This is a genomic window from Staphylococcus sp. aM, assembly GCF_052975125.1.
In genome coordinates this window covers 1,365,755-1,391,955 of record NZ_CP121447.1, presented here as the reverse complement: position 1 = coordinate 1,391,955, position 26,201 = coordinate 1,365,755, and the positions used below count along the sequence as shown (strand labels likewise).

Annotated in this window: 1 protein-coding gene and 2 pseudogenes; all 3 read right to left on the bottom strand. The window is 34.6% G+C overall.

What is annotated here, in order from left to right; all coding sequences use genetic code 11:
- Positions 1-89: 89 nt before the first annotated feature.
- Positions 90-8,972, bottom strand: coding sequence for a DUF1542 domain-containing protein (locus tag P7F85_RS06800; protein ID WP_447158531.1), 8,883 nt, complete (start codon positions 8,970-8,972; stop codon positions 90-92).
- Positions 8,960-15,322 (bottom strand): annotated as a pseudogene (locus P7F85_RS06795) (hyperosmolarity resistance protein Ebh); the annotation flags it as partial. The gene P7F85_RS06800 and the pseudogene P7F85_RS06795, both read right to left, overlap by 13 nt.
- A 75-nt stretch (positions 15,323-15,397) precedes the next feature.
- A pseudogene (gene ebh / locus P7F85_RS06790) lies at positions 15,398-26,086 on the bottom strand (hyperosmolarity resistance protein Ebh); the annotation flags it as partial.
- Between the last annotated feature and the right edge of the window lie 115 nt (positions 26,087-26,201).

Here is a 26,201-nt window from a genome sequence, read left to right as displayed (position 1 = left end):
TTGTTGAATTGATCTTTGGCATTTTGAATTTGCTCTTTAGTTGTAGCATTCGAAATATCAGTGTTTGCTTGTTGTTGTAATTGACGAATTTACGCTTTTAAAGCGTCTTTTTCTGCATCAGATAGATTTGAATTATGATCAATTGCATCTATTAATGCTTGACTATGTTGATTAATATCTTGTTTAGCATCGTTTTGAGCTTTTGGTATTTCGTTAGCATGAATTTGAGCAATTGCTTGACTGCCGTTATTTTCAACATTATCGACTGCTTGATTAGTTGTTGCTTTATTAATATTATTGATTGTTTGATTCGCAAGCGCTTCGGCTTTATTTTTAGCATCTATCTTATCTTGATCAGTCGCATTTGTAGCTTCAATATCATTGATTTTATCTGCTAATGCTTTATTAATCATTTGGATTGCTTTGTTTTTAGCATCTTGTAATCTAGAATCGCCATTTAAATGGTTGATTACTTCTTTAAGTGTTTGGATTGCACCTTGGATATCGTTTGTATCGCCAACTTCATTATCAGTACCTTTTAATAATTTAATGGCATCATCTTTAGCTTGAGTAAAGTTCGCTTTAGCATTATCATCTGCATTTTGATATTTAATACTATTTTCGCTACTTGGCACATCATTATTTACAATATCTTTTAATACTTTCATTGCATCATTTAAATCAATTTGATTATTGATGATGTCATTAAGAGTATCTAAATCATCAGCTTGAGCAACTAATTGATGTGCTAAGTTTCTTTGATTTGGATTTAAGTTTTCTAAACTATCGATAAATTGATCAGCTTTACCTTTAGCTTTAGAAACGTTTTGATCACCATTAAGGGCATTTTCAGCATTGATTATCTCTTGTTGTAAAGATTCTACTTCATCATTTGTTAATGCATTACCTTGAGCTTTGTTCAACACATTATGTGCACGATCTAAAGTAGCGTTATAATTCGCTTTTAACTCATCATCTGCATCGATATAATTCGAACTTGCTTTGACTGGCGCTTCTGTTCGTTGAACATATTGATTTAAAGCATCCATAGATTTATCTAATGTTGTTGCTTTTTGAGCTGCTTTAGCCACATCGCCTAAGGTATTAGCAGAATTAATTTGTTGTTCTGCCATTTGTTTTTGAGCATTATTCAGATGTGTTAATTGATCTAATTTGTTTAATGCATCAGATTTGGAATCATTTAATCTTTGGTTACCATTTAATGCATCTTTTGTATGTGTGATTGCATCTTTAAGTTGATTAATTTGATCAGTTGTTAAATTAGAACCAGTTGGATGATCTAATGCTTGTTGTGCTTGTGTGATAGCTTCATCAAAATCATGTTTAAGTTGAGTATCGGCATTTAAATAATTACCTGTTTGTTTCGTTGGTTCATTATTATCGTTAACTGCTTGTTGAAGTTCAGTCATTGCATGATTTAACTTATTAGCCTCATTAACGATGCTTTGAATATCATTTAAATCGTTGGCATTGTTAATGCGATTGTTTATCGCTTGATGTTGCGCTTCATTTAAAGCAGTTAATTGATCAATATTCTGAGTTGCATTTGCTTTCGCTTCTGCAACTTTTTCATCACCATTCAAATCATGTTTAGCATTTTCAATCGCTGTAATAGCTTGTTCAACTTCTTGTTGTGTCGCATTTTGAGTTAGAAGTTGTTGTGCTTGTGCTATTGCTTGATTATATGCAGCTTGTTTGTCAGGATCAGCTTGCGTGAAATCAACTGTATTTGTTACATGATTGTGTTCATCAATCGCTTGTTGTAATTGATCAGTCGAATGATCTAATTGATGTGATTGATCTTCAATTTGAGCGATTGATTTTAATGTAGTTGCTTGTTTAACTTGATCTTTCATCGCTGATTTTTGCTCATCATTAAGATGTGGTTGTTGTTCAATATCTTGAATAGTTTGTACCTTTGCATTAGTTACACGTGCATTTCCATCTAGATTATTTATTGCTTGTTGTAAAGATGTGATTGCATTTTCAACATCTATTTGAGTTGCATTAGGTCCTGTTTGTATATCTGTAATATGTGTTGCATTTGTTAAAGATTGATTGAATGCATCTTGTTTTTCAGTAGATGCCTCTGTGTAATTAGGATCTGATTTGTCTCTATTTGCTTGATTCATTACATCTTTAAGTCTACCCATTGTTTGATCAAGTTGATTTGCGGATTGGACGATTTGAGCAACTTCATTTCTTGTTGTTGCTTGGTTAACTGCATCTTTCGCAAATTCAAGCTGATCATGATTTAAATTGCTAAGTCCATCTAAATCAGTCAATGCTTGTTGTTGTGCTTGAGCAAGTTTTTGATTTCCGTGTAGATTTGCGATAGCGTCATTTACTTCTTGTATTGCTTGGTCTACATGATCTTTATCCATGATAGGATCTGTAGTTTTATCGACAATTGATTTGGCATTTGAAACGGCTTGTTTATATGCTTCTTGCTCAGGTGAATCTTCATTAATAAATGGACTACTTGATTCAATTTGTGGCTGGTCTTGAATGACATTTCTCAATGTATTCATCGCTTGATTTAATGCATTTGCTCGAGCGACAATTTCAGCGACCTCATTACGAGTTGGTGCTTGATTAATTTGAGTTTCGAATGTGTTACGTTGAGCGTCATTTAAGCCATTAAGTTGATTTAAATCTGTAATCGCGTGTTGTTTATCATTTTGAAGTTTTTCAGCACCGTGTAAGTGATCTTTCGCATTTGTAACAGCTTCTGTAAGTTGTTGAACTTGTGTTCTATCCAATGTTGGATGATCTACTTGATTAATTAATGCTTCCGCTTGTTGTACTGCATTTGTATAAGCATTTTGTTCAGGTGAATCTTCATTAATAAATGGACTACTATTTTCAACTTGTTGATGATCTTGAATCGCGTCTCTCAATGCTTTCATTGACTGATCTAAAGCTTCTGCTTGCGCTACTTTTTGAGCAACTTCGTCACGAGTAGGTACTTGGTTGATTTGTTCTTGTAGTGCTTGACGTTGTGCAGCATTTAGATTTTGTAGATGATTGATCGTTTCGTTTGCTAGTTGTTTATCTTGAGCTAATTTTTGATCTCCATGTAATTGATCTTTGGCATTGATAACAGCTTGTGTTGCTTGTTCAATTTGTGTTTGATCTAATGTTGGATTTGTAGCTTGATTGATAATATCTAATGCATGTTGAACCGCTTGAGAATAATCATCTTTTTGTTTTGGATCTTCGTTTGTGAATTGACTACTATTTTCAACTTGTTGGTGATCCTTAATGCTATCTTTTAATGCTTGCATTGCATTGTTAAGTGCTTCTGCTTGCGCTACTTTTTGAGCAACTTCATCTCTAGTTTGAGCATCAGTAATTGCATCATTAAGCGCTTGTTGTTGTGCTGGTGTTAATTGATTAAATTGATTCATTGTTTCACCGGCATGTTGTTTATCTTCAGCTAGTTTTTCAACACCATTTAACGCTTGTTTAGTAGCATTCACTGATTCAGTAGCTTGATTTACATTATCTTTATTGATTGTTGGATTAGTTATTCCAGCAATGATACTTTCAGCATTTTGAATTGCGTTGTCATAATCTTGCTTTTTATTAGGATCTGCGTTGATGTATTGACTGCTATCTAATGTTGTTTGTTTATCGGCAATACTTTGTTGTAACGCATCCATATATTGATCAAGTTGTTGTGCCTCAGTTACATCATTTTTAACAGCTGTACGTGTTGTTTCATTATCAATTAAAGCATCTTCCATATGTTTTTGAGCATCATTAAGATGAGGTAATTGATTAATGCGTTCCTTAGCTAGATCTTTTTCATTTTGTAGTTTAGTTACACCTTGAAGTGCTTGTTTACTATTATTTACACTTTCAGTTGTTTGATTAATTACATTTGTATCTAATGTGGCTTGTTGTTCATTAATCAAATCTTGCGCATTTTGGACTGCTTGATCATAATTTTGTTGTTCTGTAGGATCCTCATTAATATATGCACTACTTGCTTTAACTTCTGCATTATCATCAATACTTTGACGTAATCCATGCATAGCTTGGTTAAGCGAATCTGCTTGTTGTTCAATTTGTTGCACATCCGTAATGAGTGGTGCGTGATTAACTTGTTCTTTTAAAGCAGATTTTTGTGGATCATTTAAATCTGCTAGTCCATCAATGGCTTGTTGAGCATGTAATTTAGAATCTTGTAATCTTTGTTCGCCATTTAAGTTTTGTAATGCTTGTTGAACTTGAGTTAATGCTTGTTCAACTTCTGGTTGACTTGCATTTGGTCCATGTTGATGATCAATGATAGATTGAGCATGGGCAACAGCATCAGTATATGCAGATTGCTTATCTGGGTCAGCGTTAACAAACTGACTTTGTTGTTTTACGTCATTTTGATTAGCAATAGCATTTTGTAATTGATTCATTGCATTATCTAGCGCTTGAGCATCTCGAACATGTTGAGTTACGGCATCAATATCAGTAGCTTGAGCAATACCCTCTTGTGCTTGTTGTATTTGTGCTTGATTTAGGTGATCTAAGTGATCGATGGTTTGTGTAGCTTGTTGTTTAGCGTGAGTTAGGTTTTCATCGCCATCTAAAGCTACTTTATTAGCATTAACAAGGTTAGCAGCTGCATTAATGTCAGTTGGATTCATAACTGGTGTTGTTGCATTTATGATTTGATTAGCATCATTCACTGCATTGTTATAGTCATTTTGACGATCAGCAGTTGCATCATGATAATCTTCAGAATTAAGTGTTTGTTGATTATCTTTAACACTATCTCTTAAATGTTCCATTGCTTGATCTAATGTTTGTGCATTTTGTTTTATTGAATCGACATCAGTAACTAATGGTGCATTTGCAATTTGTGTTTCCAAATCATGTCGTTGCGCGTCATTTAAGTGAGGTAATTGCGTTAATGCTTGATTAGCATCTTGTTTAGCTTGGGCTAAGTTTGAATTACCATTTAAATTTTGGATCGCTTGATTTACCTTATTAGTCATTGCTTCAATTGTACTTTGATCTTCATTAGTACCAAGTTGAGGATTTAATACATTTTCTGCATTTCCTACTGCTTGATTGTATGCATCTTGGATAGCTTGATCAGCATTTAAATAATTACCATCAGCTAATATTTGATTTTTATTATGAATCGCTTGTTCTAATTGATCCATTGCATTATTCAAACTTTCAGCAGTTTGTTTAGCTGTGTTAACAGCATCTATATTTGGCGCGTGTTCGATTTGAGATGTGAGTGCTTGCTTTTGTGCGTCATTTAGATGTGTCATGCCATTGACATCGTTAGTAGCATTTTGCTTTTCTGTTGTCAATTTGGTATCACCATTGAGGTCATCTTTAGCCAGATTTACTTGAGTTAGTGCTTGTGTAATATCATCTGGATTTAAAGTTGGATCAACAGTTTGATTTATGATGGATTCAGCTTGTCTGATTGCATCTTGATATGCAGTTTGTTTATCAGTATCAGCGTCGTGATAATTTTCACTACATAAAATATCGTCTTTATTTGCAATGCCCTGTTTTAAGTTGTGCATTGCATCATTGACATTTTGTGCCTGTTGTTTTACTTGATTTACCGCTTCAATTGTCTGTGCTTGCTCAATTTGGTTTGTAAGTGCATCATGTTGCGGTTGATTTAAATCAGGTAATGTATTGAGATTTGCTTTAGCATCTTGTTTAGCTTGAGCTAGGTTTTCATCACCATTTAAATCATCTTTCGCATGATTAATAGCATCAGTCATTTGTTTCACAGCGTCTGGTGATAATTGTACCACTTGATTGCCATTAACAACTTGTTGTGCTTGAGCTACAGCATTATCATATGCTGTTTGTTTATCATTGTTTGCTTGTGTGTAATCGATGGTTTGAGGTACTTGAGCATTGGCTTGTAATGTCTGATTCAAGTTACCCATTGCAGTGTTTAAATCATTTGCAGATTGTTTGATTTGATCAACACTTGGAACAAGACTTGTTTGATTCACTTGTTCTTTTAAAGCTGCTTTTTGTGCAGGATTTAAGTTTGGTAAACCATCAATCAGAGTAGATGCGTTTTGTTGTGCATCGTGTAGATTATCATTACCATTCAAATCGCCTTTCGTTTGATCCACTTGATGTAAAGCGTTAGTAATAGCTTGTGGATCTACGATTGCATTCGGAGTACCATTGATAATTTGTTCGGCATGATTGATTGCTTCACTATATGCTTGTTGTTTATCTGGGTTAGCATTTGTGTAATTACCGTCTGCTATTGTTTGATCTTTGTCTGCAATACCTTGTTTCAATGCGGACATTGCTTGATCTAAATTACTTGTTGTAGCTTTAACTTGATTTACATCATTTACAGTATTTGCTAAATTCACTTGTTGTTTTAATGCTTCTTTTTGTGCAGGATTTAAATCTTGTGCGTTATTAATTTGCTCAATCGCTTCCTGTTTCGCATTTTCAACGTTTGAATTACCATTTAATGCATCTTTAGCATCGTTAAGTTGTTTTAACGCTTGTGCGATATCATCTTGAGATGCATTGTTTTGACTATTATGATCTACGATACTTTCTGCAAGTGTTACTGCATCGTTATAAGCATCTTTCTTAGGTTGATCTGCATCTGAATAATTGATACTACCTAACGTATCTGCTTTAGTTTGTAATGCTTGATCTAATTGATTCATGGCATTATTTAAACTTTCAGCATTTTGTTTAATTTTGTTCGTTGCGGCAATATCTGGCGCTTGATCAATTTGTTGAGTTAATGCATCAATTTGTGCTTGGTTTAAATGATCTAATGTACCTAGTGTTGTTTTAGCATCTTGTTGAGCAGTGGCAAGTTTTTGGTCGCCGTTTAAATTATGATTAGCTTCATTAACATTAGCTAATGCTTGTTTGATTGTGTCTGGATCCATAGTTGGATTGTTTTGCTCATTTAATAATGTATCTGCATGATTGATAGCATCATCAAATGCTGTTTGTCTATCCGGATCTGCATCATGATAATTTTCGCTACCTTTGATATCGTCTTTATTTGCGATGCCTTGTTTCAAGGCTGTCATTGCATCGTTAAGTTTTTCTGCAGCTTGTTGAATCGCGTTAACATCAGGTACTTGTAATGCTTGATTGATTTGCTTATTAAATTCATCACGTTGTGCTTGATTTAAATTTGGTAATTGATCAAGCGCTTGTGTTACCTGTTGTTTAGCATTAATAAGGTTAGCATTACCATTCAAGTCATTGTTAGCTTGGTTCACGTGATTTAATGCATTTTGTATGTCACTTGGTGACACAATAACGTTTGGCACACCATCTATTAATTGTTGTGCGTGGTTAACTGCATCATTGTATGCATGTTGTTTATCAGGACTTGCATTTGTGTAGTTACCGTCTGCTAATATTTGATCTTTATTAGCGATACCTTGTTTTAAAGCTGTCATTGCTTGATTTAAATCTAGAGCGTTTTGTTTAATTGCATTAACGTCAGCGACAGTTGTTGCATCAGCAACTTGTTGTTTTAACGCATCTTTTTGAGCATGATTTAAATCATTTGAATTGTTGATTGTATCAGTCGCTTGAATTTTAGCATTTTGAACATTGTCATTGCCGTTTAAGGTGTCTTTAGCTCTTTTAACTGCTTGAATTGCTTCTGCCACTTCTGTTTGTGTCGCATTATTACCGTTTGTCTTAGATAAAATGTGTTCAGCATTGCTAATAGCATTATTATAAGCTTCTTGTTTCGCTGGATCAGCATCTGTGTAGTTAACATTAGATTTAATATCATCTTTATCTTTAATTGCCTGATTCAAATCATTCATAGCATGATTTAGATTTTCAGCTTCAATTTTAATTTGATTAGCTTCATCTACTGATATTGCTTGTTTAATCCTATTTTCTATGTCTTTTTGTTGTGCATTATTTAAGTGATCATACGTGCCAACTGATTGCATTGCTTCTTCTTTAGCGTGTGTAAGGTTTTCATTACCGTTTAAACCGTCTTTAGTGTTAGTAACTGTGTCTGCAGCTTGGTTTATCACAGTTGGATCAATAACTGGATTAGTTACTTCATTTTGAATACCTTGTGCTGTGTTAACTGCATTATTATAAGCATCTTTATTATTTTCACTTGAATCAATGTAATTTTGTCCATTTTTGATATCTGTATTATCGGCAACTGATTGATTTAAGTGTTCCATTGCTGTATCAACTGCTTGTGCTTTATTTTCATTATCTTTAACTTCTGCAACAGTTGTAGATTGATCAACTAATTGTTTTAAGGCTTCTTTTTGTGGATTTGTTAAATGTGTTAATCCATCAATAGCTTGGTTAGCATTTTGTTTAGCATTAGCTAAGTTTTCTTTACCGTTTAAGGCATCTTTTTTACTGTTGACCGCATTTATAGCTGCTTCTACTTCATCTTTAGTTAAGTTACCACCTTGTGTTGGGTTTAAGATTGTTTCGGCATTTGAAACTGCATCAGTATAGTCAGTTTTCTTATCAGGACTAGCGTCGTTGTAATTTTGACTATTAAGCGTTTCAGCTTTGTCATTTAAGCTATCTGCGAGTTGTCCCATAGCATTATTTAAAGCTTGTGCATCGTTGTTTATTCGATCGATGTCAGCTAGTGTTTGTGCTTGATCAATTTGATGTTCAATGTTTTCACGTTGAGCGTTATTTAGATGATTTAAATTGTTAAGTGCTTGATTTGCATTATTTTTAGCATCTTCAACTTTACGGTTACCGTTTAAATCTTGTTTCGCTGTATTTATTGCAGATAATGCTGCTTCAACCTCAGCTTGTGTTGAATTTGATCCAGTAGTTGGATCTGTAATTAATTGAGCATCATTAATAGCATGATCATAAGCGCTTTGTTTAGGTTGATCTGCGTCACTATAATTAACACTTTGATGTACTTGATCTTTATCATTGACTGCGTTTATTAATTGTTCCATAGCTTGATCAAGTGAAGTTGCTTTAGCTTTGCAACATTTGGTGCGTCTTTAAGCTGTTGTGTCAAGTCAGCTTGTTGTGCTTGATTCAAATGACTTAAATGTTGTAGATCATTCGTAGCACTTTGTTTTGCATTATTTAAGTTTTCTACTCCATTTAAATCTTGAGTTGATGTTTTGATTTGATTTAATGCTTGAGTCACAGCCTCTGGATTTAATGTAGGTTGAGTTGTTTCATTAATCATACTTTCAGCATTTGTAATGGCATGGTTATAGTCATCTTGATTGCTAGTATTTGCATCTACATAAGGCTGACTTGCTTTAACATCATGTTGTTTTGCAACTTCTTGGCGTAAGTCAGACATGGCATTATTCAAGTTGCCTGCATTAGCTTTAATCGTATCTATATCAGGAAGTTGTTTCGCTGTATCAATTTGGTCTTGAATACTTTGACGTTGTGCATCTGACAATCCTGTCATTTGTTGTAAAGCATTGGTTGCTTCTTGTTTAGCATTGGCAAGGTTTGAATTACCATTTAATCCTTGCTCTGCATTATTAACATTTTGAGTTGCAGTAGTAATATCTGCAGGATTGATAATGACATCCGGTGTACCATTGATTAAATTTTGTGCACGTTGGTAAGCATCTGTATAAGCGCCTTGTTCTTGTGGGCTAGCATTAGTGTAATTACCATCTGCAACAATTGTATCGTGATCTGCAATCGCTTGTTTGAGTTGTTTCATAGCAGTATTTAATGCATTAGCGTTATTTTGTAAATCTGTTACAGCCGCTACCGTTTGTGCTTGATTTACTTTTCCTTTAAGTTCATTTTTTTGTTGTTCGTTAAGATGTGGTGCATTTTCAATCGCTTGAGTAGCTTGAGATTGTGCATCATGTAAGTTTTGTGCACCATTTAACTCGTGTGCAGCATTTGTAACAGCTTGCATTGCTTGTTCAACTGCTTGCTGATCACTATTTGGTCCTGTTGTTTTAGCTAATATATCGTCTGCATTTTGTAATGCTTGATCATAGGCTTGTTTTTTATCAGGACTTGCGTCAGCGTAATTTTGGCTATTTAAGATATCATTTCGATTAGCAATTGCTTGTTGTAATTGTTGCATTGCTTGATCTAATGCTTGAGCAGTAGCTTCAATTTGATGTACAGCTTCTACTGAAGGTGCAGTAGCAATTTGATCTCTTAAATTGTCACTTTGCGCATGATTGATGTGATCAAGTGCATTTAATTGAGTATTGGCTTCGTTTTTAGCATTTTGAAGGTTAGTATTACCATTTAATTGATCTTTAGTTGTATTAACTTGATTTATGGCAGATTCTACTTGTTCTTTTGATAAGTTATTACCATTTACTGGATCTAAAATAGCTTGAGCATTTGTAACTGCATCATCATAATTTGTTTTTCTATCTGTATCAGCATCAGTGTAATTGATTTGTTGTTTGATAGTTGCTTGATCACTGATACTATCTTTTAATTGACCCATCACAGTATTTAATGCATTTGCTTGATCTATTGCTTGTGCAACTTGAGATAGCGTCGTAGCACCATTAATGTTATTTTTCGCAGCTTCACGTTGGTGTTGGTTTAAATGCGTATCATTATCTAATGTTTGTAGTGCATTGATTTTAGCTTCTGATACTTTTTCTTCTCCATTTAATTCTTGTTTAGCATGATTAACATTTTCAATAGCTTGTTCTACTTCAGACTGTGTAAGATCATGTCCAAGGTCTTTATCAAGTGTGTTTTGTGCTTGATGCACTGCGTTAGTATATGCAGATTGTTTACTAGTATCAGCATCAGTATAATCTACACTTTGTTCAACATCTTGATAGTTATCAATACTTTGTTGTAATTGTCCCATTGCATTATTTAAATCTTGTGCTGTTTGTTTAGCTTGTGCTACTTCAGCTAATGTTTGGGCATTGTTGATACGATCTTGAGCAGTGTTTGTTTGAGCATGATTTAAGTTTGAGTAAGTGCCTAGTTCTTGAATAACTGCTATTTTAGCCTCTTGAACTTTTTCTTCACCATTCAAATCTTGTTGTGCTTGATTTACTTTTGCTAAAGCTTGTTCAACTTGAGATTGAGTAAGATCATTTCCATGATCTTTATCAAGGATACTTTGTGCTTGAGTAACAGTATCTGTGTATGCCTGTTGTTTATCAGTATCAGCATCAGTATAATCCACGCTTTGTTCAACATCTTGATGATATGCTATACCTTGTTGAAGTTGACCCATTGCATTATTAAGCGTATTTGCCTCTTGTTGTGCTTGAGTGACAGCTTCTAATGTTTGTGCATCATTGATATGTTGAGTAGCTGTATTAACTTGAGCATGATTTAAATTTGCATACGTACTTAATGCTTGCTTAGCTGCAGCTTTAGCTTCTTCTACTTTACGATTACCATTAAGGTCTTGTTGCGCAGCTTTTACTTTTGCAATGGCTGCTTCAACTTGAGATTGTGTGGCATTCGTACCATTAGTTGGATCTGTAATAGCCTCGGCTTGGGAAACTGCATTATCATAAGCTTGCTGTTTATCAGTATCAGCATCAGTGTAATTCACACTTTGTTGAACATCGTTATGATTAGCAATTGTGTCTTTAAGTTGACCCATTACTGTATTTAATGATGTAGCTGAATCTTTAAGTGCGTTGACAGCTGCAATATCATTAGCTTGTTGTACTTGATCATTCAAAGTATTGATTTGATTTTGATTTAAATGATTCATTTGACCAATATCATGTTTCGCAGCTTCTTTAGCTTGAATTAAGTTTTGTTCACCATTTAATGCTGCTTTTGTTTCATTTACTTTAGTTGCAGCTTGATTAATTTCAGTAGCACTCATGTTAGGTTGACTTGTAGCATCGATAATCGCATTTGCTTGATCAATAGCCGTATTGTAGTCATTTTGATTGCTATTTGATGCATCTAAATAATTTTGCCCTGTTTTAATTGATGGGTTATCTTGAATGCTTTGACGTAATACTTGCATTGCTTGATCGAGTGTTTGAGATTGTGTTTTAACGTTATCAACATTTGCTACATTTTGAGCTTGTTGAATTTGACGTTTTAACTCATCCTTTTGTATATTTGTTAAGTTTTGTAGATCATTAATCGCATTAGTAGCATTCGTTTTTGCTTGTTCTAAAATCTGAGTACCATCTAGAGCATCTTTTGTAGATGTTACTTGTGCTAAAGCTTGTGCAACAGCATCTTTGTCTAGATTTTGACCGTGTTCTTTATCTAAAAGTTGTTCCCCATTTGAAATGGCTTGATTATAAGCTTGTTGTTTTGATGGTTCGGCATCGGTATAGTTTTGACTATCTAATATTTGTTGTTTGTTAGCAATACCATCTTGTAATTGACTCATTGCTGTGTTTAGTTCTGTAGCATTGTCGCTTTGTTGATTCACATCTGCGACTGTTGTTGCATCATTAATTTGTTGTGTTAATGCTTCTTTTTGAGCATTATTTAATGATGTTAAGTGTTCTAAATCAGCTAGTGCTTGAGTCTTCGCATGTTCAACATTTTGGTTACCATTTAAAGCTTGTTCTGCAGTTTGAACTTTTTGCATTGCTGCTACTACATCAGTTTGTGATGTGTTAAGACCATTTGTCTTGTCTAATATTTGTTGTGCTTCCTTAACAGCATTTGAATAATTTTCTTTGAGATTATTGTTAGCATCTGTATAGTTCACTGATTGCTTAATTGCTTGTTGGTTTGCGATAGCTTGGTTCAATTGGTCCATCGCAGTGTTAAGATCATTCGCACTGTTTTGCGTAGCTGTTACATCACTCACATGAGTTGCTTGATTAATTTGTTGTGTGAGATCTGCTTTTTGAGCATCAGTTAAATGACTTAAGCTATCTAAATGTGTTAAGGCATCTTGTTGTGCATGTCTTAAGTTTTCTGTACCATTTAGTGCTTTTTCAGCAGTAGTCACTTGAGATGCAGCTTGTGTAATTGCATCAGGATCCATTGTAGGTGATGCTATTGGGTTAACGATTCCATTGGCATTATCAACTTGACTATTGTATGCATCTTGTAAATTTTGATTAGCGTCTGTATAATTTTGACTCGTTTTAATATTAGATGCATTAGCAATACTGTCTCTTAATTTATGCATTGCGTCATTGAGTACTGTTGCTTTATTTTGAGTAGTATTTATATCAGGTAAAGTTTGTGCTAGTGCGATTTGTTGTTTTAACTGGTCTCTTTGAGCATCATTGAGAGAAGTTAATCCATCGATAGCTGTTGTTGCGTTTTGTTTTGCTTCACGTAAGTTTTCATCACCATTTAAGTCTTGTTTAGCAGCGTTAACTTGTGATGTAGCATTTGAAATTTCACTTGGAATTAAGACTGCACCTTGCGTACCATTAATGATGGCTTCTGCATTATCAACTTGATTTGTGTAGGCTTGTTGTTTATCACCACTTGCATTGATGTAATTGCCGCTTGTTAAAGTATCATTTTTATCAGCAATAGCTTCTTTTAAGCTAGTCATATTGTTGTTTATTTCAGTAGCTAATTGTTCAATTGCTTTTACATCTGCAACACGCTTACCGTTAGATACTTGCGCTTTTAAAGCGTCTTTTTGAGCATCATTTAAATCAGCACTGTTACTTATAGTATTCATTGCGTTACGTTTAGCATCTTCAAGGTTACGTTCTCCGTTTAATGCTTGTTGTGCCTGATTGATTTGATTAATAAGGTTTTGAACTTCATTCATCGGAGTATTAGGACCTGATTGTTGGTTAACAATGCCTTGTGCAGTAACTAAATACATATCATAATCAGATTGTTTTGATTGATCAGCGTCTAAGTAGTTTTGAGTTGCTTGTACTGATGGTTGATTGTTCACTAATGTATTTAATTGTTCCATTGCATCATCTAACGATTGAGCTTCTTGTTTAATTTGATTTACATCAGCAATATGATTTGCTTGATTTACATTTGCTTCAAAAGCCTGTCGTTGCGCATCAGTTAAATGTGTTAACGTACCTAAATATTGTTGTGCACTTGCTTTCGTATCATTTAATTTTTGATCACCATTTAATGCTTTTTTAGCTGCGACAATTCGTTGTAAAGCTTCTTCTACTTTGTCTTGAGATGTATTAGGACCATTTGCTTGATCTAATATAGCTTCAGCAGTTGTTACACTTTGATCATAATCAGATTGTTTAGGTTGATCGGCATCAGTATAATTCTTAGTTGTTTTAACTTGTGGCGCTTGATTCACTTCAGCTTGTAATTGTTGCATTGCTTGATTTAAATCATTAGCTGCTTGTTTTACTTGATTAACGTCACTTATATGAGGCGATTGTTTGATTTGATTTAATAAATTCGCTTTTTGTTGATCTGTAATTTGACCTAATGTATCTAAATATTGTTTTGCATCTTGCTTAGCAGCTTCTAAGTTTTCATCACCATTTAATTTAGTTTTGGCTGAAATAACTTGTTGAGCCTTGTTATTGATTGCATCCGGATTCATTTCAGGATTAGTTGCTGTATTAATGATATTTTCAGCATCTGTTACTGCTGCATTATATGCTTGTTGTTGATCTGGAGATGCATCATGGTAATCTTCATTATCTTTAACAGTTGTTTGGTCAGCTATACTTTGTCTTAATGTGTCCATTGCTTGATTTAATGTGTCGGCATTGTTTTGAATACCTTGAACGTCACTAACTGTTTGACCATTATCAATGTCTTGCGTTAATTGTGCTTTTTGAGCATCTGTTAATGATGTAAGTGAATTTAATTGTTGTTTAGCGTTTTGTTTAGCTTGATCTAAATTCTGAGTACCATTTAATGCTTGTTCGGCATTTTGAACTTGTCTTAAAGCTTCTTCTACTTGCGCTTTATTTTTATTTGGACCTGCTTGGTTAAGAATGTCTTTAGCCGCTTGTACTGCAGTTGTGTAATTCGCTTTATTGTCTGGTGAAGCGTCTTGATAATTTTGACTAATTAGTACGGTATTCTCATTATTGATACCATTTTGTAAGTCAGACATCGCTTGATTTAAATCGTTAGCAGTTTGTGTTAACTGTTCGATATCAGCAATACGATTAGCATGATTGATATTGTCAGTCAAATTAGCTTTTTGAGCCTGATTTAAATGAGTTAAGCCATCCAATGCTGTAGTTGCTGTCGTTTTAGCTTGGTCAAGTCTTTCTTCTCCATCTAAAGCATCTTTTGTTTGGGTAACGTTATTAGTCGCTTGATTAATTGTATTCACATCAAGTGTTGGTTGTGATGTTTCATTAATGATAGTTTCTGCATTTGTTACAGCATCATTATAATTTAATTGTTTTTGCTGCTCTGCATCTATATAATCCTCGCCTTGTTTAACATCCTCTTTATTCGCAATCGATTGTTGTAAATTTGCCATAGCGCCATCAATATTATTAGCAAGTTCTTTAGCATTATTTACTGTATCAATTTGATGCGCGTCATTGATTTGTGTTTCTAATGCTTGACGTTGCGCTTGATTTAAATGTGTTAACTGACCAAGAGCGGTAAGCGCTTGTTGTTTTGCATTATTAAGGTTGGTATTACCGTTTAATGCTTGCTCTGTAAACGTGACTTGTTTTAATGCATGATTGACTTCATTTGGTGTAAGTATAGGACTTTGACCTGTACCTTCAACGATAGCTTTAGCTTGATCATATTTATTGTTATAAGCCGTTTTTAATTCAGGGTTCGCATTGACGTAGTTATCACTTTGAATAAGTTGATCGTGATTAGCGATACCTTGTTTTAATGCTGTCATCGCATTATTTAAATCGTCTGCATTTTGCTTAATATCATTAGCTTGTTGAACATTTTGTGCTTTTGAAACTTGTTGAATTAATGCATTTTTTTGTGCTTGATTTAAATCACTAGCTCCTACAATTATTGCGGTTGCTTCATCTTTAGCACGTTGTAAATTTTGTTGTCCATCTAATGCAGCTTGGCTTGATTTAACATTTTCAGCTTGTTGATTGATTGTCGTTGGATCCATGATTGGTTGTGTTTGGCTATCAATAGTACCTTTTGCATCATCAACGGCATTATCATAACTTGATTTGATAGATGGTGTTGCATCTATATAGTTAATACCTGTCTTAAGTTGATCATTATCAGCAATGCTATCTCTTAATTTAGTCATTGCATGATTTAATTGATTAATATCATTTTGTAATGCTACAAGTGCCGCATGATTTGGTGCAGCATTAATTTGTTCTTCTAAACGATTACGTTGAGCATCATTTAAACTTGTTGCATTTTGTAATGAAGTCAATGTTGGTTGACGATCTAAAGTTAGATTAGAACGTGCATGATTTAAATTCGCTTCATTTGTTTGTGCTTGTGCTACTTTAGCTTTAATTTCAGCTACAGTTGGCTGACCAGCAATAAGTTGATTTAATTCATTTAATGTTTGTCTCGCTTTACCTAACTCTTGATGATAAGCCTCTAATGAAGCGGATGTCATACCATCAGTATCAGTTGGTTGATTAATACTTGCTTCTAAACTATTTTTCGCAGCTTCTAATGGTGCTTTATCAGGTGTTAAATGAGCTTGAGCTTGATCTAAATCAGATTTAACGGTATTTGCTTGAGCTACATTTGTATTAATGTCTTGAACAGTTGGATTACCATTAAGTACTTGTTTGATAGCTTCAAGTTTCTCTTTAGCCGCATTTAATTTGTCATTAAATGTATTAATAGAATCTTGAGTCATGCCATTTGTATCAGTGTTATCTGCAGTATTAATACTTTGTTGTAATGCGTCTTTTGCAGCTTCTAATGGCGCCTTATCTACTGTTAATTGTTGACGTGCTTGGTTTAACGCATTAGTTACATTATTTGTTGCACTTGTGTTGTTATTAATATCATCAACGGTTGGATTACCATTTAAAACTTGTTCTATTTCACGAAGTTTTTCACGTGCTGCATTTACTTTGCTGTTATAATTCGCAACTGATTCTTGAGTCATGCCATTTGTATCTGTTGGTTGATTGATACTTTGTTCAAGTTCCATTTTGGCTTGTTGTAATGGTGCTTTATCAACTGTTAATTGTTGACGTGCTTGATTTAATGCATCTTTCGCAATGTTTGCTTCATTCTTATTTGAATTGATGTCTCCAACACTTGGTGAACCATTAAGTACTTGAGTTATAGATGCAAGTTTTGCTTTCGCTTGTTCAAGTTTTTCATTATAAGCATCAATAGATGATTGCGTCATGCCTGTCGTATTTGTAGGTTGATTAATACTTTGTTGTAACGCATTTTTCGCAGCTTCTAATGGTGCTTTATCAGGTACTAGGTTTTGACGTGCCTCATTTAAAGCTTCTTTGGTAGTAGTTGCTTGATTCACACTGTCATTGATTAGAGCGACAGTTGGGTGGTTATTTAAGACGTGATCAATTTCTTTTATCTTTTCTTTAGCCGCATTTAATTTGTCATTAAGAGCATTAATTGAATCTTGCGTCATACCTGTTGTATCAGTACCTTGTGCTTGATTTATCGCTTCTTGAAGTTCAACTTTTGCCTGTTGTAATGGTGCTTGGTCTGGCGTTAAGTTTGAACGTGCGTCGTCTAATTCAGCTTTAGCATCATTTGCTGCTGTTGTATTTGTATTGATTTGATCCACGGTTGGATTGCTATTTAAGACTTGATTAATTGCGCTCAGTTTTTCTTTAGCGGCATTTAATTTTGCTTGGTAAGTATTAATCGAATCTTGTGTCATACCTGTTGTATCAGTAACTTGATTAATACTTTGTTGTAACGCATTTTTCGCATTTTCTAAAGGTGTTTTATCTACTGTTAATCCGTTACGAGCTGTATCTAGAACTGATTTAGCATCATTTGCATGTGCAACATAATCTCTGATTGTAGCTACGTTAGGATGAGATTGTAGGATTTGATTAATCTCTTGTAATTGTTGTTTTGCAGCGTTTAATTTTTCATTATAGTTGGCTACTGATTGATCAGTCATACCTGTTGTGCTTGTTGTTTGATTGATATCATTTTCTAGATCAGCTTTAGCTCTTTCTAATGGTGAAACATCAGGTGTTAAGTTTGCAATCGCTTGTTTCAATGCATTGTATTTATCTTCTACTTTTGCTTTTTCGTTTGCGATATCTTGTTCTGTTGCATCGCCATTATTAATGACTTGTTGTGCTGCTTCAGATTCAGCTTGTGCAGCTTGTTTCACTTGTTGGTATGCATTAATAGACTCGGTTGTCATGCCATCTGTTGATACTGTTTGGTTAATCTCATCATCAAGTTTGGCCTTCGCCGTTTTAAGTTCGCTATTATTTGCTAAAGGTTGCAACTGATTAATCGCTTGTGTAATACGTTCATTCACTTGGTCAACTTGTCTTAAAGCATCTTGAACTTCTTGAACAGTTCGAATTGGCTTGTTAATAATTGCATCGGCTTTTTGACGTGCTTGAGTTAAATCAGGATTAAGAGCTTGCATCGCTTGGTTATAAGCTGTGATACTAGCTGGTCTCATTCCTGTTGTTGTACCAGTTCTATCAAGTTGCTGAACTGCTTGTTGTAAAGCACTTGTATCTGCAGTTAAATCCGATTTGGCTTGATTTAATGCTGTTAATGCTTTATCTACATTTTGTTTTTGTTCTGCAATTTGTTGTGCTGTGGCATCACCATTATCAATGACTTGTTGTGCTTTTGTGATTTCAGATTGAGCAGCTTGTCGTTTCGCATTGTAATTATCAATACTTTGTTGTGTCATACCATCTAATGATGGTTGTTGATCTATAGATGCTTGCAAGTCATTTTTAGCTTGAACTAATTCATGATTGTCAGCTTTATTTTGAAGTAATGCTTTGGCTTGATCAATTTTTGCTTGAGCAGCTTGAACAGTGTTTAATGCTTGTGTCACTTGTTCAGGTGAAGCGAATTGATCTTGAATGACTTGGTCTGCTTGAGTAATGGCAGTATTGATTTCACTTTGAGCATTTGTCATCGCATTATTAAACTGCGTGATACTTGCTGGTGTTTTACCATCAGTACTGATTGGATCATCTAAGTGATTTACCGCTGAAATTAAATCACGTTTGTCTGACTTAGTAAAAATCGTTTCAGTAATTTGTTCTGTGCTACCATCATCATACGTTATGACAACTGGTATGGTTGTTGTACTACCACCTGCAAGATTAACAGGTAATGGAGTACCTTGTTTAATTGTTGCATTTTGTTTGTTGATAACTTGTACTGCATTATTAATATCCTCAGGTGTGACGTTAGAACCATAATCTTTCACAATTTGATTAATAGTGACAGTATGTGCATTAGGTATATTATAAGTATTTGTGTTTGTACTTTCTGCATTACCCGAACCTGCTTTTGCAATTGTAGTGACATCACTATTAGGTTTGATTGTATTTGCATTGAAAGTTACTTTACCAGTTGCACTATCTACTGTGACATAACTTGGTTTGTCAGCAATTGACCATTGTCCATTAGGACCTTGAACAACTTGTAATGTTTTTGTCTGTTCACTAGTGTTACTTACTTGTTCGATGTAAGTAATCTCTACCGCTGTTGTTGGGTTAACAAGGTTATTTGGTAAATTATTTGGTGCGATTTCTACTTGTCCATTTTCCCAAATGTGAGATGTAGCTTGATTAGGTTGAGGTGCTACAACTGTAAACATTTGACTAGGTTGTTCGTCGCTTATTAATTCTCCATTACCTTGTGTTGCAATGACTTGAATATTGTCTGATGGACTGAATGTCCCTGCCGCGATAGTGATACCATTTTCTGTACCTACTACACCGTTCACGCTTTGTGCAGAGGTTTCTTTTGTCCATGGGCTATTACTATTATTACGTATAAATGTTGTAATGACTTGGCCGTTATGTTTAATAACCAAACGATCTGCGTACGTATCGACATTACCTGTACGAGTATTAATAGATTGGTTTGCACCTGGTGCTATTGTAATAACACCTTGCTTGGATTCAGAAATTTGAGGTACAGAAGGTTGTACATTTCTAATTATAAAACGTGCAGGTTGGGACGTTGCGAAAGGTTGACCGTTATATAACACATCATATTTTGCATTTAATACTTGAGCAGAATTTGGTTTATTTAATGCTTCCCAACTTTCACCATTAGTACCAGTGGTTGCTTGATTCCAATGATATGTAAATCCTTCAGTTGGTAAACCATTATTATTCACAATGTGTTGATATTGAGATGCCTCAATACCACGGGCAAAAGTAGTACCTATCGTTGTTGTATATTCATTAGGACTGAAATCAAATTGATATACATTTAAACTAACAGGAACTTGTACAGGTGTTGTTATTCCAGGATATGTCACATTAATTGTTAAATTTTGAACACCAGGTTGACTCGTACTTGGTTGTGCTTGATTTGCCCAATCTGCAGTAATGCCATTTGTATTGGTATTAGGATCAAATGTTACATAATGTAATGCGTCAGTACCTTGAGATAGTTGACCGCCTTGTACTTCGCGTGTTGGTGCTTTAGCACGTGCCACTGGGTAAATTTTGACTGGAATATCTACATTTCTTGTACCTTGTCCGTTCGGTAATGTAACAACTGCTGTTTTAGTAAAGTTACCTACATTATTCTTCCAATTATCAGCATTGTCTTGCCATACAGCTGTAGCGCCTTGAGGTAATTGATCGATATAACGTGCGGCACTACTAAAGTCATTTTGCGTATCATCTTTTATGAAATGAGCGCCGTCTGGAATTGCATGCAATTGTGGTGTTACACGTACAGGATCACTTTCAAATGAATCTACTGTAATATCTTGTGTTACATCTTGAACTTGTCCTTGGTTATTTTGAGTAGTGTATGAGATATGTCTAGTGGTTACGCTCGTTTTAGCTTTGATTTCGCCATCTGGTAATGCATCACTTACAACTACAGTTGCATTATGTCCAGGACCATAATTGGTATGAGAAATCGCTAATGATGTGCCATCGGATTTTAATAATGTAACTGGTGATTGGTTTAGAACATTATTAATTTTGATTTCTTGATTAGTTAAGCCTGCTTTAAATAAAACTGTATTACTATCAATGCGTGGCGCATCAGGTCGTACATTTACTAAGAATCTAACATTTTCACTTTGCCCGTTGGCATAAGTAACACGGACCAATCTAGTTTGACTACCTACTATATTAAGGTTTGGTGGTGTATTTCCATTACCGACAAATGCAAAGTTCATCTGTTGTGTATCGTTATCCCATGAATGAATGATTGGTTTAAGATAATCTTTTGGATTGTTTGGATTATCAATACCAGGAATTGGTGTAACTCTATTGGTTACAAATACTTGTTTTGGAATTGATCGTACTACCATATATGATGATTCTTTAATAATTGGTGTTGTTTCACCATCAAATAAGATATTAGCTCTAACTGTAATACTTTCACCAATACGAGTATTGTTTTTGTTTGGTGTATTATTTGGTAGCCATGTAATTGTGGCATCAGGAACTGGATCACCGTTTTCTAAGGTGAAGAAATCATTTGGTGATGCACCTTTACCATTAGGGAAATCTTGTCCTTGAATGGTATATCTTGGACTAGCTACAACGTTGTAAAGGATATGTTTTACAGGAACGGTAACTGTTGATGTTGAACCATCAGCAAACGTAACTGTAACGGTTGCTACAGGTGATTGGTTTAATCTTCCAACATTACCAGTTACAACTTTACTTCTAATTTCATTTGCACCGGCTGTGGCATATGGTCTTGTACCTGCAATATTAGTTGTAGTAATACTATCGATAATCTTTTGTTGATCTGCTTGTGAAATTGTTGCATTGTCACGAATATTTGCTATTCTAATTGGATTTCCAACAGTTGCATTGGTTGTCACACAGTATTTATCTTTTAACGGTTTAACTGTGACGTTAAATGACTGATTAGTCGTGTTTCCACTTGTATCTGTCGCAACTAATGTAATCGTTTTATCACTACTTGTAGAGACATTTGGTGCTTGTAACGATACTGTTTGATTATTATTGCTAACTGTGCCTGCTATTTGAGAATTAGGTGCAACTTGTACACTACCTAAAGCATAATTATCATTCGCTGTAATATTGTTTGTGAAAGTTTCACCAGAATACACGACATGATTACTGTAATTGCCAACAGTTAATGTCGGATTCACACTATCACTTGGTACAAAATACACGTTAATGACGTCAGTAGTGTTTGCTTGATTACTATTAATCGCTTGTAAATAAGCTGGTGGGCCATATGGTGATAAGAATAATTGTGCTCTATATACAGGACTATTGTTACCAGTAATCGTATTGTTTTTAATAACATGGTCTATTGTAAATGCTGGCACACCATTTCTGGCAGATTCATTCACATTTGTTAGAGATGAATTAGTTTTATTTGAGCTTAAATTTGAATACGTAATAGGTTGACCACCATAGCCACGACTTGTTTCAACTAAATCTAAAGCTTGGATGATTTTACCGTTATAGGTGAATTCACGTTGACCGCCCGCATCAGGAGCTGTTAAAGAATAACCTACTGGATTATAGTTTGGTGTTCCACCTGCTTCGGCCAATGCTTTTTCAGTACCTCTTATATTAGTTCTTAGGCCTGGAATAGTCGTATTCGCTGTAATCAGTTTTAAAACATCATTAGCATTAATGGTTCTACCAGAAGTTGCGTCATAACGATAAATTAATGATTTATGATCTGATGACCATTGGAAGCCTCCATCTGATTGACGTCCAGGGATCGTTTGACTTGTCCAACCTACTGAATAGTCATTGGGGAAATCCACCCATCTTAAGAAATTCATTGTCGTTGCATTAGATGTAAATGATTTTTGTAATTTACCTTTTGTGATATTTACAGTTATCGTACTTGTATTTAATCGATTTAGCGTATTTGTAATCTCTATATTGCTATCAGTTAATTGTAGTTGGCTACTATTCGCATTTATAAATGCTTGTTTTATTTGCGCTTTTTCATCATCAGTTACATTAAATGTTGAAATACGATATACACGTTGGTCACCTGTTGGTTGGTTCACATCTACAACTTTTAATTTTAAAGTTAAAGGTGCTTGATCTTGTCTATAAGCATCACTCGCATTTAATTGATACGTATATGTACCGACACCTAATTGAGATATTTGTGATGAATTCGGCAATGCATTAACTGCAGTGATAGTAAATAGTGAACTTTCTGGCATATCTGCGCCATTACTTAATGCAAAGTATTGTTTTAAATCACCAAATTCAAATTGTTGACCTCTAGCTATCGTCACTGTTGCTTCTTTAGTATTGTTACCTTCGGCATATATTGATTTTCGAACTGGTTCATAAGTTATTGCATTAGTGATTGAAATCCGATCTGTTGATCCATCTTTATAATTAAAACTAATCATATCTGTGGATGGGATATTGATTGGACTTGAATCTTCTAGGTATGGAATGATATTAGTATTAACGGCTTTTAGAGCGTTAATCACATCTCGTTCTTCAGCACGAGTTAAGTCTCCAGGATTAACTACATTAATTTTTTGAACATTAGGTAATACAATTGGAGAAAAATCATTACTCATTTGGCCAATATTGATTGCAATTTGTTTAGATTGACGACTATTGGTTGTATTATTGCTGTTATCTGTTGCAGAAACATTGAATCTGATTTGACTATTGAATGGTTGATTATCAGATACATTTCCCGTAATTCTAAGTGTACCACCCTCACCATTTGCGTTTTGCACAAATTGAGAAGTCCATCCTTGTGGTAATCTGCTAACATTTACAGATTTAATTCCAGTACCATTTGCACCGTCTGTAATATCAATCGTAAAGTTGACTTGTTCACCTTTATAATATTTATTTTTTAAATCGACAGGGTTACCAATTGTTGGTGGTGTGTTGTCTGCCTGTATTTCAACAGCATTACTAAAATTAGATACCACCTTCTTATTGTAATAAACGATTGCTCTGATTACGCCAGTATTTGGTAAGTTCTGTACATAGTCTTCTGGATTGAATGTCACACTATTACTTGTACTTGTCGGCGTTGCACTAGCTATAATGTCGTAATTTTTTGGTACTGAAGCGGGATCATTTATACCATCTTGTGCTAAATTTCCAGTTGCAACTAAATACACAAGGGCATTAGGATCTGCAGGTACATTAGACACTGTGATAGTTGGTTTAGTTCCACCTTTTCCTCTTAATTCTCGAACAGTTGTATCGATTTGAGGTGGCAATGGTTTGACTCTAATTTCAAATGGTTGTTCTCGTTTGCGTAATCGTACGATACCTGAATAATCGCCAGGTGCAATATTACCTACCAATTCAAGGTTTCTTTCTCTATTATTATTAGTTCTGCCAGCAGCATTTTCAATATGAAGTGTACTTGGGATACCAGTGATTTCCCAATCATTATTACTAAAATCTTCATTACTTGCTAATTGAATGCGTAATGGTTGAACATAGTTAGATGTGTTACCACTGCTTGTATAACTATTGCCCATATTACCTTGAAATACATTAAAGACTGGGTGTCCTGCTGATTTAGATTCGGGTGATTCTGCACGGTTATTTGGATCGTTATTTGTGAAAAAGCCCATATTATTTTGAAGTTCAGGTTTCACATATAAATAAACTGGCATTAAAGTTTCGTCATTACCATATCTATCTTGAACGCTAAATCCAATATTTAACTTGATTGGATTACCTGAGCGACTTGCGTTAATTAACGTTTCATTATTGATTAATTGATAGATTTGATAGTCATTTAATTGGATGTGAGGTCCATGACGAAACGATTTTGAAGGTAAGTTAGGATCGAAAAAACCAATAACTAATGGACTCGGCGTTCTAACATAGCTTAATGGGTCCGTAGCAAAATCTTCAGAGTTTTCATCATTTGAATCTAAAATAAATTTTGTTACATCTCTTCTCAAAGTTAAATCATATACGTTTTTATAATTGCCTAAATGATATGTACGATTGGTAACTAATGTAAAATCTTTAACTCTTTCTGTAAAATGATTTAATGGTTCGACATATAGCTCGTTATAGCTAAATAGTTGTCTATATTCTAAAGCTCTACCACCGGCTGCATAATAGAAACGTGATGCAGTGTTTCCTTGTGTTCTAAATTGGAGTGTATAACTTGCGTTACCTTTTCCAATAAATGCATACATTCTGTCAAGACCCGTAATTTGGTTTGGAAATTCACCATTTAATAATGCAAAATTTTGTTCACCGTTTGTTCTCGCATTATCTGATGCATCTTGTTCATGTTGAAATTCAGGTGCACGTGCAAATTCTTTAAAGCTATTAATATGAATCGTAGGTTCATCATAAAATGTATAGCCTGTACGTGGTCCTTGTACGAAATTAGAGGCACGAGAACTGTCAATACCACCTGCAGTACGCCACATGAAAGGTAATGGTTGACCTTCTCCTGCGCCAACACCTAAGCTACTTACGATATTAGAGTTGTCTGGGTCTTCAATCGATAATCTTGCTGGACCTACTGGTGTCTGTCCATCCGGTAAGCCAAACCAAAATACCATGTGCTCATGCATTTGATGACTTTGATTAAATTTAATCGTCCATTCATAACCATCTTTTAATCGTTTCGTAACGACGTAGGCAATACCTTTAGAATCGGCAGCTCTTAGACGTTTCCATGGTGTATTAGGTAATGAAAATGGTGTCCCTTTGTTAGCTGCATAAATATAAGTACCTTCAGGGTAACCTGAACCATCATTTGGATTATCTACATAGTAAGATGTAATAGCTGATTGATAACTACCAGATGATCTTGATTCGGCTGCACGTTCTTGAATATGATGGTTGCGTCTTGTTTGAGATTGACGCTTAGGTAATGTGCGTATCGTTGCTACTGCTTGTTCTAAATCTTGATATGCAAGTTGTAATGATTTTTCACTGATTGGATTATTGTTTCCAAGTAACGTATTGACTTTATCGAAAGCCTGCTTAACTTGATCATATGTTGGTTGATCTACTTTATCTCTATCTATAAAGCGATAATCATGATAATTAGCATCAAAGAAAGCTTGTAACGAATCCTTATTCAATTGAGCCGGTTGCGTTAAATTACTTTCTTGTTCAATGCTTTGATGTTTTACATTATCCACGTTTGCAGTTAACTTATTTTCTACGTTATTTACTTCTGCAGAATGAGATTGATTATTT